The 15945-nt window shown below is 55.1% G+C and carries 14 protein-coding genes and 1 pseudogene; 11 read left to right on the top strand and 4 right to left on the bottom strand.

The window, feature by feature from the left end:
• Positions 1 to 26: 26 nt before the first annotated feature.
• From SD70_RS13045 to SD70_RS13020, 6 genes and pseudogenes are all read left to right on the top strand, one after another.
• The gene (locus SD70_RS13045; protein WP_041047990.1) at positions 27 to 1073 is read left to right on the top strand and encodes a LacI family DNA-binding transcriptional regulator; all 1047 of its coding nucleotides are present in this window, start codon (positions 27 to 29) and stop codon (positions 1071 to 1073) included.
• A 126-nt stretch (positions 1074 to 1199) separates the two neighbouring features.
• Positions 1200 to 2321, top strand: a complete 1122-nt coding sequence (locus SD70_RS13040) for an ABC transporter substrate-binding protein (RefSeq protein WP_052487383.1) — start codon at positions 1200 to 1202, stop codon at positions 2319 to 2321.
• Between the two features lie 64 nt (positions 2322 to 2385).
• Positions 2386 to 3299 (top strand): annotated as a pseudogene (locus SD70_RS13035) (carbohydrate ABC transporter permease).
• Between the two features lie 12 nt (positions 3300 to 3311).
• On the top strand, positions 3312 to 4151 hold the full coding sequence (locus SD70_RS13030; RefSeq protein WP_041047989.1) for a carbohydrate ABC transporter permease: 840 nt from the start codon (positions 3312 to 3314) through the stop codon (positions 4149 to 4151).
• Between the two features lie 33 nt (positions 4152 to 4184).
• A complete protein-coding gene (locus SD70_RS13025; protein WP_041047988.1) occupies positions 4185 to 5447 on the top strand; it encodes a Gfo/Idh/MocA family protein in 1263 nt (420 codons plus the stop codon).
• Between the two features lie 77 nt (positions 5448 to 5524).
• On the top strand, positions 5525 to 6742 hold the full coding sequence (locus SD70_RS13020; protein ID WP_052487382.1) for an MFS transporter: 1218 nt from the start codon (positions 5525 to 5527) through the stop codon (positions 6740 to 6742).
• 471 nt (positions 6743 to 7213) lie between these two features.
• Here SD70_RS13020 and SD70_RS13015 read toward each other — a convergent pair whose 3' ends face one another.
• The 4 genes from SD70_RS13015 to SD70_RS13000 form a co-directional block, all read right to left on the bottom strand.
• Positions 7214 to 7654, bottom strand: a complete 441-nt coding sequence (locus SD70_RS13015; RefSeq protein WP_052487381.1) for a hypothetical protein — start codon at positions 7652 to 7654, stop codon at positions 7214 to 7216.
• A gap of 60 nt (positions 7655 to 7714) precedes the next feature.
• Positions 7715 to 8068 (bottom strand): ArsR/SmtB family transcription factor, encoded by a 354-nt coding sequence (locus SD70_RS13010; protein WP_041047987.1) that lies wholly within the window; start codon positions 8066 to 8068, stop codon positions 7715 to 7717.
• Position 8069: 1 nt separating this feature from the next.
• Positions 8070 to 8498 carry an SRPBCC family protein gene (locus SD70_RS13005; RefSeq protein WP_041048035.1) on the bottom strand — a complete coding sequence of 143 codons (429 nt, stop codon included), beginning with the start codon at positions 8496 to 8498 and terminating at the stop codon, positions 8070 to 8072.
• Between the two features lie 174 nt (positions 8499 to 8672).
• Positions 8673 to 9665 (bottom strand): LacI family DNA-binding transcriptional regulator, encoded by a 993-nt coding sequence (locus SD70_RS13000; RefSeq protein WP_041047986.1) that lies wholly within the window; start codon positions 9663 to 9665, stop codon positions 8673 to 8675.
• A gap of 424 nt (positions 9666 to 10089) precedes the next feature.
• Between SD70_RS13000 and SD70_RS12995 the strand changes: the two genes are divergently transcribed.
• The 5 genes from SD70_RS12995 (at position 10090) to SD70_RS12975 (ending at position 15903) form a co-directional block, all read left to right on the top strand.
• Entirely contained in the window at positions 10090 to 10866 is a 777-nt protein-coding gene (locus SD70_RS12995; RefSeq protein ID WP_041047985.1) for an extracellular solute-binding protein, read from the top strand.
• Positions 10851 to 11396, top strand: a complete 546-nt coding sequence (locus tag SD70_RS12990) for an extracellular solute-binding protein (protein ID WP_156158007.1) — start codon at positions 10851 to 10853, stop codon at positions 11394 to 11396. Before SD70_RS12995 ends, SD70_RS12990 begins: the two co-directional genes overlap by 16 nt.
• Before the next feature lie 72 nt (positions 11397 to 11468).
• On the top strand, positions 11469 to 12362 hold the full coding sequence (locus SD70_RS12985; RefSeq protein ID WP_052487380.1) for a carbohydrate ABC transporter permease: 894 nt from the start codon (positions 11469 to 11471) through the stop codon (positions 12360 to 12362).
• Positions 12363 to 12382: 20 nt separating this feature from the next.
• Entirely contained in the window at positions 12383 to 13255 is an 873-nt protein-coding gene (locus SD70_RS12980) for a carbohydrate ABC transporter permease (protein WP_052487379.1), read from the top strand.
• 56 nt (positions 13256 to 13311) lie between these two features.
• Positions 13312 to 15903 carry a GH116 family glycosyl-hydrolase gene (locus SD70_RS12975; protein WP_052487378.1) on the top strand — a complete coding sequence of 864 codons (2592 nt, stop codon included), beginning with the start codon at positions 13312 to 13314 and terminating at the stop codon, positions 15901 to 15903.
• Positions 15904 to 15945: the final 42 nt, after the last annotated feature.

Here is a 15945-nt window from a genome sequence, read left to right as displayed (position 1 = left end):
AAGAGGGAGCAAGGAGCGGCCGTACAGTGTCAACGCTAAAAGATATTGCCAAGTACGTCGGGGTTTCCGTATCTACAGTGTCGCGGGTTATCAACGAGGATACGAGCAGGCACGTCAATCCGGAGACGCGGAAAAAAATATGGCAAGCGGTACAGGAGCTCGGCTACGAGCCGAACCAATCGGCGCGAAGCCTCGTCCAACAAAAGCGGGAGAAGCCGAAAGCTTCCATGCAGGTCGGATGCATCGTGTTCGCCCCGCAGCTGAGGCAGCACCATCCGTATTTTTCGCCCATTTTGTCCGGAGTTAACAAACAATTGCTCGATTCCGGCTACACGATGGCCTATATTCACTCGCTGGAGGAAGTGCGCAGCCAGCCGATACCGGGCAAGCTGCTGCTGGAAACTCCGGTCGACGGCGTCATTGTCGTCGGGGAAATCGATCCTCCGATTCTGGACTATATCCGCAGGCATGTGCCCGTAGTCGGGATCGATATCACTTCCGCCGGGACGGATTACCCGATCGTGGACTACAACCGGATCGCCGTCGGGAAAACCGCCGTACAGCATCTGATCTCCCGGGGCCATCGCCGAATCGGGTTCGTCGGCGGAGAGACCGGCCAGGACGGCACTCCGGAAGAACCGAGATTTACCGGTTACAAGTACGCGCTCATGGAAGCGGGCTTGCCGCTGAATCCGGACTGGATCGTGGAGACGGAATGGAAAGTCGACCGAAGCTACGGCGAGATGCTGGCCATGCTCGAGAGCCAGCCGGAAAACCTGCCTACGGCCATGCTGGCAGCGAGCGACATGATGGCTATTGCCGCCATGCGGGCCGCTGCCGAGAAAGGGCTGCGGATTCCCGAAGATATTGCGTTTGTCGGCATAGACGATATCGAAATTGCCGAATATACGTCTCCCCCTTTGTCCTCTATCCATATTCCGAAATTCGAGATCGGGACGATTGCCGTAAACATGCTGCTTGATTACATCCAGGGACGGCAACAGATGCCGCTCAACATTCAAGTTCCTCACCGGCTCATTGTCCGGCAATCTTCGGATTATACGCGAACCTGACCGGACGAAGCAACAAAACGATTCCAACATATTTGCGGGCAACAAGCCGGCGCCGAGCCGAAGCAAGCATCGAAAGACCAGGTTACGCTAACATACGCGGTATGGGATAAAAACCAGGTTCCGGCTATGGAGCAAATCGTAAGCAAATTCAAAGAAACGCATCCGAATATCGATGTGAAGGTCGAGCTGACGCCCAACAAGCAATACTGGTCCAAGATGGAGACGGCCGCGGCGGGAGACCAGCTGCCGGACGTATTTTGGATGAACGGGCCGCGCATCGTGAAATTTGCCGCAAACGGCCAGCTGCTGCCGATCAGCGATCAAATCAAGGCCGATAAAGTGGATATGAGCAACTATCCCGAGGCGCTCGTGAAGCTCTATACGGTTAACGGCAAAAACTACGGCATCCCCAAAGATTATGACACCATCGGACTGTGGTACAACAAAAAAATGTTCGACGAAGCCGGCGTCAAATATCCGGACGAGAGCTGGGACTGGAACGCCCTGCTTGACGCGGCCAAGAAGCTGACGAATCCCGCCAAAGGCGTATGGGGGATCGCGGCGGCGCTGGACAGCCAAGGCGTCTACTACAATATGATTCCGCAAAATGGCGGCTACGTCATTTCCGACGACAAGAAAACGTCCGGGTACGATAAGCCGGAAGCGATCGAGGCGCTCAAGTTCTGGACGGACCTCATTACCGTGTACAAAGTATCCCCGACGCAAGCGCAAATGACCGATACCGAGCCGATGCAGCTGTTCACCTCCGGCAAAGTGGCGATGTATTTCGACGGCTCCTGGGACGCGATCGAATATTCGAAAAACGAGTACACGAAAGACAAGGTCAACGTCGCCGTATGGCCGCAAGGGAAAAAGCGCGCCGCGGTCATCCACGGCCTCGCCAACGTCATTGCCGCGAAGACGAAGCATCCGAAGGAAGCGTGGGAATTCGTCAAGTTCCTCGGCAGCAAAGAAGCGGCCGACATTCAGGCCAAAACGGGCACGGTCATTCCCGCCTACAAAGGCACGGAAAGCGCTTGGGTAAACTCGATGCCGAATTTCAACCTGAAGGCGTTCATCGACATGGTCGCTTATTCCGTACCGTATCCGGTTTCGAAAGATACGTCCAAGTGGACGACGGTGGAGACAGAGCAGTTTACGAAAGCATGGTCCGGGCAAATAAAAATCGAAGATGCGGCGAAAGAAGTCGCTAAACAGATGAACGGCTTCCTGGCGCAGGAACAATAACTCGTCCAGCGGCCCTGCCTGCAAGTAGGGCCGCGGTTCATCCATTACGCGGAGGAGATCAGGAATGGATAAGCGCCGTTACCGTTACGACAAGAACGAGCTTTTTTGGGCTTACTTGATGATCGCTCCGACCATGCTGGGGCTTGCCCTGTTTTACGTCTGGCCCGTTCTTCAGACGTTTTTCTATACGTTTACGAAGTGGGGAGCGTTCAACAATTACCAGTTGACCGGCTTTGACAACTACAAGCATTTGCTTACGGATCAGAACCTGCTCAAGGCGTTCCGCAATACGTTTCTTTTCATAGCGCTGTCGGTGCCGATCAGCATCTTTCTCTCCATTGTGGTCGCGGTGCTGCTGAACCAAAAGGTCAGAGGCTTGTCCGTGTACCGGACGATTTATTATTTGCCGGTCGTCACGATGCCGGCCGCGATAGCGATGGTATGGAAATGGCTCTACAACGCCGATTACGGCTTGATCAACTATTTGCTCAGCCTGGTCCATATCCGCGGTCCGCAATGGCTGACCGATCCGCGCATCGCGATGTATTCCGTCATCGTCGTCGCGATTTGGAGCTCGATCGGAAGCAATATGATCATCTTTTTGTCGGGGCTGCAAGGGATTTCGTCGACGTATTACGAAGCCGCATCGATTGACGGCGCGAGCCCGCTTCGCAAGTTTTGGATGATTACGCTGCCGCTGCTCACGCCTACCGTGTTTTTTGTGGCGGTCGTTTCCTTGATCGGCGGGTTCCAGGTGTTCGACCTCATTTTCATGATGGTAGTCGGAAGCAGCGCCGGAACGGCGACAACGCCAGCCATCGATACGACGCAGACGGTCGTATATTTGTTCTACCGGTACGCCTTCATGCTGAACAACAAAGGGTACGCGGCGACCGTCGCCATGGTGCTGTTTGTCATCATTTTGGCGGTGACGTACGTGCAAATGAAGCTGCAAAAAAATGGGTTCACTACGAATAGGAGGCTCGTGGGATGGCTGCTCGCACTTATGGCGCCAGGCGCCGGACGGCGTCACTATTCATTCACCTCGTTCTGATCGCCGGGGCTCTCGTCATGGTCGTTCCTTTCGTATGGATGGTGCTCACGTCGCTCAAAACGCTCGGCGATTCGACGCAAGTGCCGCCGGTCATCATTCCGCGCAAATGGAACTGGAGCAATTATGCGGAAGTGATCGCGGCTCTGCCCTTTTTGAAATTTTACTGGAATACGATTGTGACCACCGCCGCCAAGACGGCGGGGCAGCTGCTGCTTTGCTCAATGGCGGCGTACGCCTTCGCCCGGTTTCGCTTTCCGGGACGCCATTTTCTGTTTATTGTGGCGCTCTCCGTCTTAATGGTGCCGGGGCAAGTGTTTCTCATTCCGCAGTACATGATCATGAAGCATCTGGGATGGCTGAACAGCTTGCTGGCGCTCATCGTCCCGGGCTTGTTCAGCGCGTTCGGAACGTTCCTGCTGCGCCAGTTTTTCATGACGCTGCCGAAGGAGCTCGAGGAAGCGGCCAAGATGGACGGCTGCAACCCGTTCGGCGTATTTTGGAAAATAATGCTGCCCCAGGCGCGATCAGGCCTCATCGCTCTCGGCATTTTCGTCATTTTGTGGTCGTGGAACGACCTCATGTGGCCGATGATCGTCATCAACTCGCCCGATAAAATGCCGCTTTCCGTCGGGCTCGCGTCGCTGCAAGGGGAGCATACGACCAATTATCCGATTTTGATGGCCGGTTCCTTGCTGGCGATTTGGCCGCTGATTGTCATTTATATATTGTTCCAGCGCCATTTTATCGAAGGCATTGCGTTTACCGGCTCTAAATAATAGACGATTGTATACATGGGAGGAGCAAGAGATATGGAACCAATTACTGCTGTACTGGTCGGCGCCGGCGCTAGAGGGGCGCGAAGCTATGCGCCTTACGCTCTCGATTATCCGCACGAGCTGAAGTTCGTCGCCGTCGCCGAGCCGGACGAAGCGAGAAGAAACCGTTTTGCCGAGGAGCACGGGATTGCGCCGGAGCGTTGCTTCGGCAGCTGGGAGGACCTGTTCCGGCAGCCGCAGCTGGCCGACATCGCGGTCGTGTGCACGCAGGACAAAATGCATTACGAGCCGACGATGCTCGCGCTGCGCGCAAAGTACCACGTGCTGCTGGAAAAGCCGATGTCTCCGAGTCCGAAAGAGTGCCTCGACATGGAGCGGGCCGCCAAGGAGAACGGCCGGCTGCTGACGATTTGCCACGTGCTGCGCTATACGCCGTTCTGGTCGAAAATCAAGCAGCTCATCGAAGAAGGCCGCATCGGCGACGTCGTTTCCATCCAGCTGAACGAGAACGTCGGTTATTGGCACATCGCCCATAGCTTCGTTCGCGGCAACTGGAGCAATTCGGACAAGTCAAGCCCGATGATTTTGGCCAAGTCGTGCCACGATATGGACGTTTTGTCATGGCTCATGGATCAGCCCTGCGTCCGCGTCAGCTCCTACGGGTCGTTAATGCATTTTCATTCCGGCAACGCGCCCGAAGGGTCGACGGACCGCTGCGTGGACGGCTGTGCCGTGGAGCATGAATGCCCGTATTCGGCGCAGCGGTTTTATTTGAGCGAGGAAGGCCGAAGATGGGCGTGGCATTTCACGCAGGACTTGTCCAAGGAGGCGATCGTAAGCGGGCTCAAAACTTCGCCTTACGGCAGGTGCGTGTACAAAAGCGACAACAACGTCGTCGACCACCAGGTCGTCAATATGGAGTTCGCGAACGGCGCGACGGCGACGTTCAGCATGTGCGGCTTTACGATGAAGCAGGAACGGATCGTGCAAATTATGGGAACGAAAGGGCAAATCAGCGGGCACGAGGGCAAAATTACGCTGTACGATTTTGTCACGAAAGAAGTGAACGAAATCGCCGTGCACGTGCCGGAAAGCGGACACGGCGGCGGTGATGCGGGCATCGTCCGCAGCTTTTTGCGGGAAGTGCGCCAAAACCGGGGCGGCAGCAGCCTGACTTCGGCGTCAGCATCCGTGCAAAGCCATATGATGGCGTTCGCCGCGGAGCATTCGAGATTGAATAACGGCAAATCCATCGACCTGAGCGAATTCGCCGAGTCGATCATCCATAGCGTGTAAAAACAAATTTTGGTTGAGGTTTCCCCTTTTCGTAGTAAAAATGGTTTATATGTGCGAGGAGGGGGAGGAGCTTCAACGTGTCCAAAATATTGACCAAAGAGATCGCGGTTTCGGCGACGGTATTCCCCGTTTTGTTTGCAATCAGCATCGTTCACTTGTTGAACGATACGATGCAGTCGACCGTAACGGCATTGTTTCCGATTTTGCGCGATTCGCTGCAGCTGAGCTACAAGCAGGTCGGGCTCATCGCCTTCGCCATGAACATGACGGCTTCTTTGATGCAGCCGGTCGTCGGCTATCTTTCCGACTTGCGGCCAAGGCCTTATATTTTGCCAATCGGCGTCTGCTTTACGCTGGCGGGAGTCGTCGCCTTGGCGCTTGCGCCGCATTATGCCGTCATTTTGCTTGCCGTCGTCGCCATGGGCGTAGGATCGGCGATCTTTCATCCCGAGTCGTCGCGTGTCGCGTATTTGTCGGCCGGCGGGAGAAGGGGGCTGGCGCAGTCCATTTTCCAAGTCGGCGGCAATATCGGCAGCTCGCTCGGACCGATCATGACCGCGGTGCTGTTCGTCAATATCGGGCAATTCGGGGTGATCTGGTTTTCGTTTGCGGCTATCGCGGCCATCGTGATTCAGTATTACGTGGCCGGGTGGTACAGCCGGCAAAGCGCCCAGCCGCGCCGCCCGGCCAAGCCGAAACCGGCGGAAGGGCAGAAGACCGGCCTGACGGCGGCGCAAATCGGCTGGGCGATCGTCATTCTCGTATTTCTCGTCTTCACCAAGCACATTTACATGTCCAGCATCAGCAGCTATTATTCGTTTTTCTTGATCGACGATTACGGCGTGTCCGTCAGCCATGCGCAATGGTTTTTGTTCGCGTTTTTGGCCGCGTCGGCGGCGGGAACGTTTTGCGGCGGCCCGCTTGCGGACCGATACGGCCGGCGCAACATTATTTGGTTCTCCATTCTGGGCACCGCGCCGTTTTCGATTTTGCTGCCTTACGCCAATTTGTTCTGGAGCGGTGTGCTGTGCGTTTGCGCGGGGTTCGTGCTGTCGTCGGCGTTTTCCATTATCGTCGTGTTCGCGCAAGAGCTGCTGCCCGGCAAAGTGGGGCTCGTTTCCGGCCTGTTTTTCGGGCTCGCGTTCGGGATCGGCGGCCTCGGTTCGGCCGTCTTGGGCTGGATTGCGGACGCGACCAGCATCGCTTACATCATGAAGCTTTGCGCGTATTTGCCGCTGCTGGGCATTTTGGCCGTGTTTCTGCCCAAGGACAGGAGCGCGCCGCGCGTAAGCTAGCGGGTGCAATTGGGGCCCCCCGGCCATCGGGTCGGGGAGGCTCTTTTTGCGCTGTTATGGCCTCTGTGAATACCATGCAAGATCAACATACATCGCTGCGTGAGCTTAAAGGGAAATCCTCGGGCCACCCGAGAAAGTATGGCTGCGCTGCGGACCTAAGAATGTGGGTCTCCGGCTTCCTTGAACTCTTGTTCCCGAGAATACGAAAACATGGTCGGAACACGAGTTCAAAGTCGCACGCTTCGCTCCAAGGCCTACATTCCCATCATCCGCTCCGCCTTTCCCGGGCAACCGGAAATCCTCCATCTAAATTTGACTGCAATAACGTTTGAGAGGAAATTTAATGGAAGCCCTCCCTCTAAATATGCGATTAGGTTGATAATCGGCCGAAATGGATTGAATTAACGCCAGGTTTTCCGGTTATATGAAAGATGGGCAAGCAACCAGAGCAATTATCGGGATGTTTTCCTTTTAATCAAAGTAATCCAGATTGCCGCGGGCCAGCTCATACCGGACGACCCTTTCTCCGTTGCCGCGAAACGACGGGGACAACGAGCCTTTTGCGCACAGCTTTTTCAGCATCAGCACAGCTGTCTTGTGATCGATATCAAAATGACATGCTATATCTTTCGGTCGGACCGGCCTAGCCAGTTGAATCGCAAGTCGCACAATTTCTTTTTCGGCAAGCTGAGAGCGGGAAATCGGTGTCTGGCTGGGCTGATATCGGCTCAGCACGGTACGCAGCAACGTGATGCACAGATCGGGGCACTGTTCGACGTCGTCGTAAGCGAAGGAAATGACGTTATACCCCATCGCGTGGAGGAACGTTTCGCGGTTCAACTCGTTGCAGTACTTTTGCCGGTCCATGTCTCGAACGTGCGTGGCGAATGGCCGATGAAGATGCTGGAGCATATATTCATCTCCTTTTGTAAGCATGCAGCTGTACGCACGCCTGCATAAAAAACAAGGGCTTCACCCTTCGGGGCGAAGCCCTTGCTTCGTATCGGTGCCGTCCGATTCGACGTAATGCTTGAGCATGGACACTTTGTTTTCCCAGAACCGCTCGTAGTAACCGAGCCACTCTTTCAATTGCTGCAGAGGCCGCGCCTCCAGCTGGTACCGCGTCTCCCGGCCGACCTTCCTTTCTTTGACGAGCCCGGCCTCCGCCAAAACGCGCAAATGTTTGGAAACGGCCGTCCGGCTCATCGGAAAATGCCCGCTGATAACGGTGACGGGCATTTCCTGCTCGCCGAGCAGCTTCAACAGCTGCCGGCGGGTTGGATCGGCGATCGCTTGAAACACATCGTGCTTCGGTGCGGCTGCCATATTACTGCTCGACGTAAGCGGCCAGTTTTTTCGCCAGCCCTACCCAGCCGCCGGCCATGTTTTCGCGCACAGCAGTGTGCGGCTGACCGAATTCGGTAACTTTGTCGGCGTCCCAACCGGCGTGGATGAGCGTAAACTCCGTTTTGTCGCCGAGATCGGCTAATTCGAATGTAATCGTCCAGTCCTTGGTCCATAGGAACGAAAGGCGGCGGGGCGGGTCGAACTCCGTCACTTTGCACCAAGCCATGCCGTAAGGGCCGGCATTCAAGTGAAACTCATGGCCGACCACAGGCTCAAAATCGTTGGGCATGAACCATGCCGCGATCCCCTCCGACGTGGCGACCGCGTCCCACACTTTGCCGATTGGGGCATTGAACACCGACGTTTGGCGAATTTCAGGCAGCGCATTTTGAGTGTTGTTTTGTTCCATCGTAAGTACCTCGCTTTTCAGGTTATAATTGCCCGGGTCCGCCAAAATTCGAACCCATTTGGTTTCGCTTTATTTTACGACACCAAATGGTTTCGTGTCAACAAGATTGTCTCCGTCCATGGACTGTTAGTTTGTACAACAACGGGAAAAATCATGTAAAGAGCAAGACGGCAGCTACGGAGAGACGGATTCTCCCGGCACGACCTGATGGGCGATGAGCGTCTCCGCGGGAACTTCCTCCTCGTTAATGCGGCTGATCAGCAAATCGGCAAGTCCGGTGCCGATCGCATTCACGTTGTAGTCAACGGTTGTGAGAGCCGGGTTCACATAATTCAAGACGTCGATATTGTCGAAGCCCATCAGGCCGATTTGTTCGGGCACCCGGATTTTCCGGGATTTCAGCCATTTCAGCACCTCGAGGGCATACACGTCGCTGGAGCATAGGATCGCCCGTTTGCCGTCCGTTTTCTCGATCAAATCGTTCAACTCGTCTAAATAATATTTCTGCGCGATGACGTTAAACCGCATGTCCGGGATCGCTTCGCACGCCTCTACGAATCCGTTATAGCGCTGTTCGGGAACGTAAATGTTTTCTTTCCCCTTGCGCCTCAGCGGCGGGCTGACATAAAACAAGTGCCGATAGCCGCGGCTCGCGAGAAAGGCGACGGAGTCGCGAATGGCTTGCTTGTCGTCGATCCAAATATAGGGGAACGGACCGGCTAAGCGATTGCCGAACGTTACGATAGGCGTGCGCGAACGAAGCAGGAAAGATTCGAACTTTTTGTTGAAGTTGGCCGGCAGCAGCGCGATCCCGTCGACTCGGCGATCCAGCAAATTGTTGATGTACTCCAGCTCCAGCTCTTTGTTGCGATTGGAAAGGACAAGGTAGACGATGTAGCCCCGTTTGCGGGCTTCAGCCTCAAATGCGTGGAACAGCTGGGAAAAAATGCGGTTATGGATGTCGAACAAGACGATGCCTAACGTTTTCGTGTGCCCTTTTACAAGGCTCTGCGCCAAAAAATGGGGGCGGTAGCCGAGCTCCTCGGCGACCCGCAATATTTTCGCGCGCGTTTCCGGATTGATGCCGGGGCGGTTGTTGAGCGCCCGATCCACCGTTCCCCGCGTTACTCCGCACAGCTCGGCGATTTGCTTACTCGTAACGTTCATGACAGTTGTGGCCTCCGTGGAAAATGGCTTCTGGGTCTAATCGTAGCCTAACGAAACGTCATGGTCAACATCTTCGTGCTCGTGAACGATAATGGGCAGCCGAAGATTAGGCAAGACGAACCATATTCGAATAAAAGCGTTTACAAACTTCCGGGCATTTGATAAGATGGGAACGTTCACGTGCACGATTAACGTTTTGGAGCTCCGGCAACCAGCTGCCGCCTTGTTGCGGCAAGACGAGGGGGACGCCTCTCGAGTCAGTACCGTTTTCGTCGCCAATTTTTTTTGGCCGTTTCCGTGCACGTGCACGGAGCAAGTTATTCACCTCGAAACAACAAATTGGCAGCTTGGACACACATCTTGCCGCACCGGGCCCGTTGTCCCGGGAGTGCGGCATCACAATCTGTTAAGGATGGTGTTGAGCATGAAAAGGGCTTGGGTCTTCGTATCGATCATTGCTCTGGTTTGGTCGCTGGCCGCATGCGGTGCGGGAGCGGGAGGAGGCTCCGCCCCCGCGTCAAGCGCCCCCGGAGATAAGCCGAGCACCGCCAAACCCGGCAAAGCCGAGCTTACGCTGGTGTGGAGCAAAAACGAAGCATCCGACGAGCAGCTGTCGACGATTTTGGCCGAGTTCAACAAGAAAAATCCGGATATCAAAGTGAAACGGGTCGAAGTGGTCAGCAACGGTTGGGCCGATTATTTCAACAAAATTCAGACGATGATCGCCGGGGGGAACTCGCCTGACGTTATCCGCGTAGCGATCGAAGGCATCCAGATGTTTGCCAAACAGGACCTGCTGCTCCCGCTCGATCCGTACATGAAATCCGATCCGGGCGCATTGGACAACTACAACGATTTGCATCCGAAGCTTCAGTCGCCCTTCGTCATCGACAATAAAACGTACGGCTTCGTTTGGGATTGGAATAACGTAGTCATGCACTTCAATACGGAGCTGCTCAAGCAAGCCGGGCTGCCCGTCCCGAACAAGAACTGGACGAAGGACGTTTTTCTCCAGTATGCGCAAAAGCTGACGACGGAAAAGGGAGGCAAAAAAACGTTCGGTTTTGCGATTCCGAATTACTATTTCGGAGCGTCCGCATGGCTGTTTAACAATGACGCGAGCATTTTGAACGACAATATGACTGCGAGCAAGCTTGACGATCCGAACGCCGTCGAGATGATGCAATTTTCCAGGATCTGATCTACAAGTACAAAGTCGCGCCGGTCCCAAGCCCGAAAGACAACCAGATCCAGATGCTCATGAACGGCCAGGTGGCCATGATTGCGGCAGGGAAATGGCCGTTCGGAACTTACGACAAAAATCATTTTGCGAACATTGACGTGCAGTTTTTGCCGACGTTCAAAACGAGTAAAGTGATTTTCGGCTCGGGGGCGTTCCCTGTGCTCAAATCGACCAAGTACCCGGAAGCCGCCTATCAACTTTCCGCTTTCCTGAGCGGCGTCTATTCCCAGAAAACGACGCTTTCCAACACGTCAATCCCGACGCGCATCTCTGTCATGAACGAAGTATTGCCCAAGACGCCGGCCTCGAATTGGAAAGTGTACGCCGAGAGCGCCGATGTCGCCAAAGCGGTGGAAGCTCCGATGCAGTACGGCGAAATTCAAGGGGTGTTCGACAGGCATGTGTCGGAGATTTTGTCCAACCAGTCCGATGCGGCGACGGCGATGAAGAAAGCCAAGCAAGAAATCGACGCCATCCTGAAAAAATGACGCAGCATCGCGGCGTACCGGGGGCGGTCCGCGCAGATCGCCCGGCGCTCCGATTGACGGGAGGGATCCAGCGTGATAGCCGGTCATAAAATGTCCAACGCCATTGTCGGGCTCTTGTTTCTGGCACCAGCTTTGCTATTTTTCATTTGGTTTATCGGCGAGCCGGTCGCAGCGGCCATTTATCTCAGTTTTACCAAATACAACGTCATCACGCCGGCCAAATGGATCGGTTTCGACAACATCAAGCACCTGTTCGCCGACGGCAGGCTATGGCTTACATACGGCAATACGTTCAAATATATTGCCATTTTAACGCCGATGCACGCCATTCTCGGGCTTCTGATTGCTCTCGCCGTCAACAGAAATATTGCCAAAGGGTGGAAATATGTATACCGCACGATCTTCTATTTTCCGGTCCTGGCGACTTCCGCCGCGGTTGCCGTCGCGTGGCAATTCATTCTGAACACCGATTTCGGGGTTCTGAATTACGTGCTTGGCAAATTCGGAGCCGGTCCTATTCCGTGGATGCAATCCCCCCGGTGGGTGTATTTGGCCGTAGCCATCTACAGCTTCTGGAAATTTATCGGCAATGCGTTTCTTTATTATATGATCGGCTTGCAAAGCATTCCGGAACCGCTCTACGATGCGGCCAAAATCGACGGCGCCGGCAAAATCCAAATCTTCTTCTCCGTCACGCTGCCGATGCTGTCTCCTACCATTTTTTTCGTGCTCGTTACAACGCTGATCGGCGCGACGCAAATATTTGACGAACCGTACCTGATCACCGCCGGCGGACCAGGAGACGCTTCGCGCTCGGTGAACATGTATATTTACGAAGTGGCGTTCCAGCATCACGAGATGGGGTATGCATCCGCGCTCTCGCTCAGTTTGTTCCTGATCATTTTGTGCGTGACGATGTTCCAATTTTCCATCAGCCATAAGTGGGTAAATTACGACCGGGAGTAAGAGAGGAGGCGCCAATACAGGTGGAGGTTTCCAAAGGATGGATTGCAGGGACGGCCAGAAGAACGGTGCTGCCAATCGGGTTGGGGGGAGTCGTGCTGGAGGGAGCTTTGCTCGCGCTTTCTTTTTTCATGATAGCTCCTTTCCTCTGGATCGTATCCACTTCGCTGCGTCTGCCGCAAGATTCGTTCTCGCTGCCGCCGGCCATTTTTCCGACAGCGTGGCATATCGGCAATTACGCGGAAGTGTTCGCCAAAGTGCCGTTTTTCGACTTTATTTTCAACAGTTTGAAAATATGCCTGATCATCGTGATCGGGCACGTCTTCATCTCGAGCATGGCCGCATTCGCGTTTTCCCGTATCGCATTTGCGGGACGCAACGTTCTGTTTCTCGTCTTTTTGTCCGGGCTCATGATTCCGGGGCAAGTCACGATCATCCCCCAGTTCATCATGATGTCGAAGCTGGGGCTGGTCGATACGCACTTGGCGCTCATTTTGCCGGGGCTTATTAACCCGTTCGGGATCTTCATGATCCGGCAGACGATGATGACGATCTCGTATACGTACGATGAGGCCGCTTATATGGACGGGGCCAGCCGGGTATGGGTATTCTGGAAAATCATCCTCCCGATGGCGTTCCCGGCGGTTGTCGTCACGTCGGTGATCAGTTTCATCGCGCATTGGAACGATTTTTTCCGTCCGCTTATTTTTCTGAATTCGTTCGAAAAAATGACGCTGCCGATCGGCATGACGGCATTGACCGGTGCGTTCGGAACGGGGAACTTGTCGGCCATTCTCGCCGGGGTCACGCTGTCTCTCGTCGTGCCGCTATTGCTGTACATTTTCGGACAGAAGTATTTGCTCGACGGCATTACGGCAGGCGGACTGAAATTGTAAAGTTGCGGCGAAGCACATACATTTACTTATCATGGGGAGCATGGGGAGGTATTGCTATGAACAGCGACATGGACTTTACGTATACGGGGGCGCGAACGAGCCAAATCTCGTTTCCGCTTGGCGGCATCGGAACAGGCAGCATCGGCCTGGCCGGCAACGGCCGGCTGATCGATTGGGAAATTTTCAACAGGCCGAGCAAGCTGAGCTTTAACGGGTTCTCCTTCTTTGCCGTTAAAGCGGAGTGCGGCGGCGAGGTGAAGCTGGCCAAGGTGCTGAACGGGGATCTGCAAGCGCCGTATACCGGGGAAGGAAAGGGGAAGTTCGAAGGCTACGGCTACGGCCCCAGGCGGGAAAACATGGCCGGCTTTCCGCACTTCGCGGGCACGTCGTTCCGCGGCAAATTCCCGGTTGCGGAAATGATGTTCGACGACGCGGAGGACCCTGTCTCCGTCAAGCTGACGGCGTTCAACCCGTTCATTCCGCTGAACGATAAAGATTCGTCCATTCCTTGCGCCATCTTCGAATACGAGGTGTACAACCGGTCGGAAGAAACGTTGGAAATCAGCCTGGTCGGCAACGTGTCGAATCCGTTTCGGAAAGGGGCCGTCAACGAAGCGCTAGAAGTCGGCGGGAGGCGGGCGATCCGGATGTCCTCCGTCCATTACGAAGCGGACGATGCGGAATTCGGCGATTTGACGCTGATGATCGAGAGCGAGGAAGTCAGCTACCAGTCGTATTGGTATCGCGGTGGATGGTTCGATAACTTGACCGTGTTCTGGAAAGACTTCAGCCGGCCGGGCCGCTTTCAGGAGAGAAGGTACGAAGGCCCGCGCGAGCTCGATGCCAAAAGACTGCATGAAAAGCATCAGGACGTCGGCCTGCTGAGCGGCCATCGCAGAGTGGCGCCGGGCGAAACGGCAACGTTCCGGTTCGTGCTGGCGTGGAGCTTTCCGAATTGCGTCAACTTCTGGAATCCGGGCAGCGGCGACAACCTGCCGAGCTGGAAAAATTACTATTCGACGCTGTTCCGGGATTCTACCGATGCGGCGAATTACGTTATGGAACAATATGACCGGTTATATACCGAAACCCGGCTGTTTCAAGAGACGCTGTTCCGCTCGACGCTTCCCGCCGCGGTGCTTGACGCCGTCAGCAGCAACATTTCCATCCTGAAATCGCCTACTGTGCTGCGGTTGACGGACGGGACGCTGTACGGCTTCGAGGGCGTTCATACGAACGAAGGCTCGTGCGAAGGTTCCTGCACGCACGTATGGAACTACGAGCAGGCTACAGCTTTTCTGTTCCCGGCGCTAGCCCGCTCCATGCGCAACATCGATTACGCCTACGCCCAATTCGAGAACGGAAAAATGGCGTTTCGCCTTATGCTCCCGCCCGAGCGGACGACTCGCGACAACAAGTTCAGAGCCGCGGCTGACGGCCAAATGGGAGGCATCATTAAAACGTACCGGGAATGGAAAATTTCCGGAGATACGGAGTGGCTGCGCTCGATTTGGCCCCGTGTCCGCCAAGCGCTCGAATATGCCTGGGACCCTGCGAACGAAGACCGATGGGATGCCGACAAGGACGGTGTCATGGAAGGGCGCCAGCATCATACGCTGGACATGGAGCTGTTCGGCCCCAATTCGTGGCTGACGAGCATGTACTTGACTGCGCTGAAGGCGGCGGCAGAGATGGCGGGCGCTCTCGGCGAGCCGGAGAAAGCGGCGGAATATGAGGCGCTTTGGGCGAAAGGAGCGGCTTGGACGAACGAGCATTTGTTCAACGGACGGTACTTCCACCAGCTGGTCGATCTCAAGGACCGGTCTGTTCTTGAACAATTCGGAGCGGAAGAAGTGTACTGGAATGACGAGGCCGAAGAGCATAAATACCAGATCGGCGAAGGCTGCGGCATCGATCAGGTTCTCGGCCAGTGGTTCGCTCACCTCGTCGGCTTGGGATACGTTCTTGATCCCGTCAAAGTGAAGCGGGCGGTGCAATCGATTTACGAACATAACTACATAGAAAATTTGCGCGATTACCCGAACGCTTGCCGCATTTATGGACTGAACGACGAAGCAGGCCTTGTGATCTGCACTTGGCCGGACGGAAACGGCCCGACCGTACCGGTTCCTTATGCCGATGAATGCATGAACGGGTTCGAATATCAGGCCGCTTGCCATATGATTCATGAAGGGCTTGTGGAGGAAGGGCTTCGCGTTGTGAAGTCCATCCGCGACCGGTATGACGGGCAGCGGCGCAATCCGTGGAATGAGTTCGAATGCGGCAGCAACTATGCGCGTTCCATGGCGTCTTATGGGCTGCTTCTTGCTCTGAGCGGTTTCGAATACGACATGGTGAATGGCCATATCGGTTTTAACCCGAGATGGCCGGAAAGCGATTTTCGATGTTTTTGGAGCTTGAACGAAGGATGGGGCGAAGTTCGCTGCAGCGGCGGAAAGATCGAGCTGGAAGTTATGAGGGGCGAGTTGAGGCTGTCCAGCTTTGGCAGCGGACTGCTGCTCGGCCGCGACGTCAAGGACGTGACGATTGGCGGCAATAGCGTCTCTTTCGAGCGGTCCGAGGGAAGGCTGGCGTTCCGGGCCAAAGCGGTTCTTGTACCGCAAACTGCCCTTGTCATACAGTTCTAGCATACTGAATCGGAAAAGCCGGCCCGCATGATGACGGCCGGC

Source organism: Gordoniibacillus kamchatkensis, from assembly GCF_000829455.1.
GTDB classification, from domain to species: domain Bacteria; phylum Bacillota; class Bacilli; order Paenibacillales; family NBRC-103111; genus Gordoniibacillus; species Gordoniibacillus kamchatkensis.
This window is presented reverse-complemented; position numbering and strand designations above follow the sequence as displayed.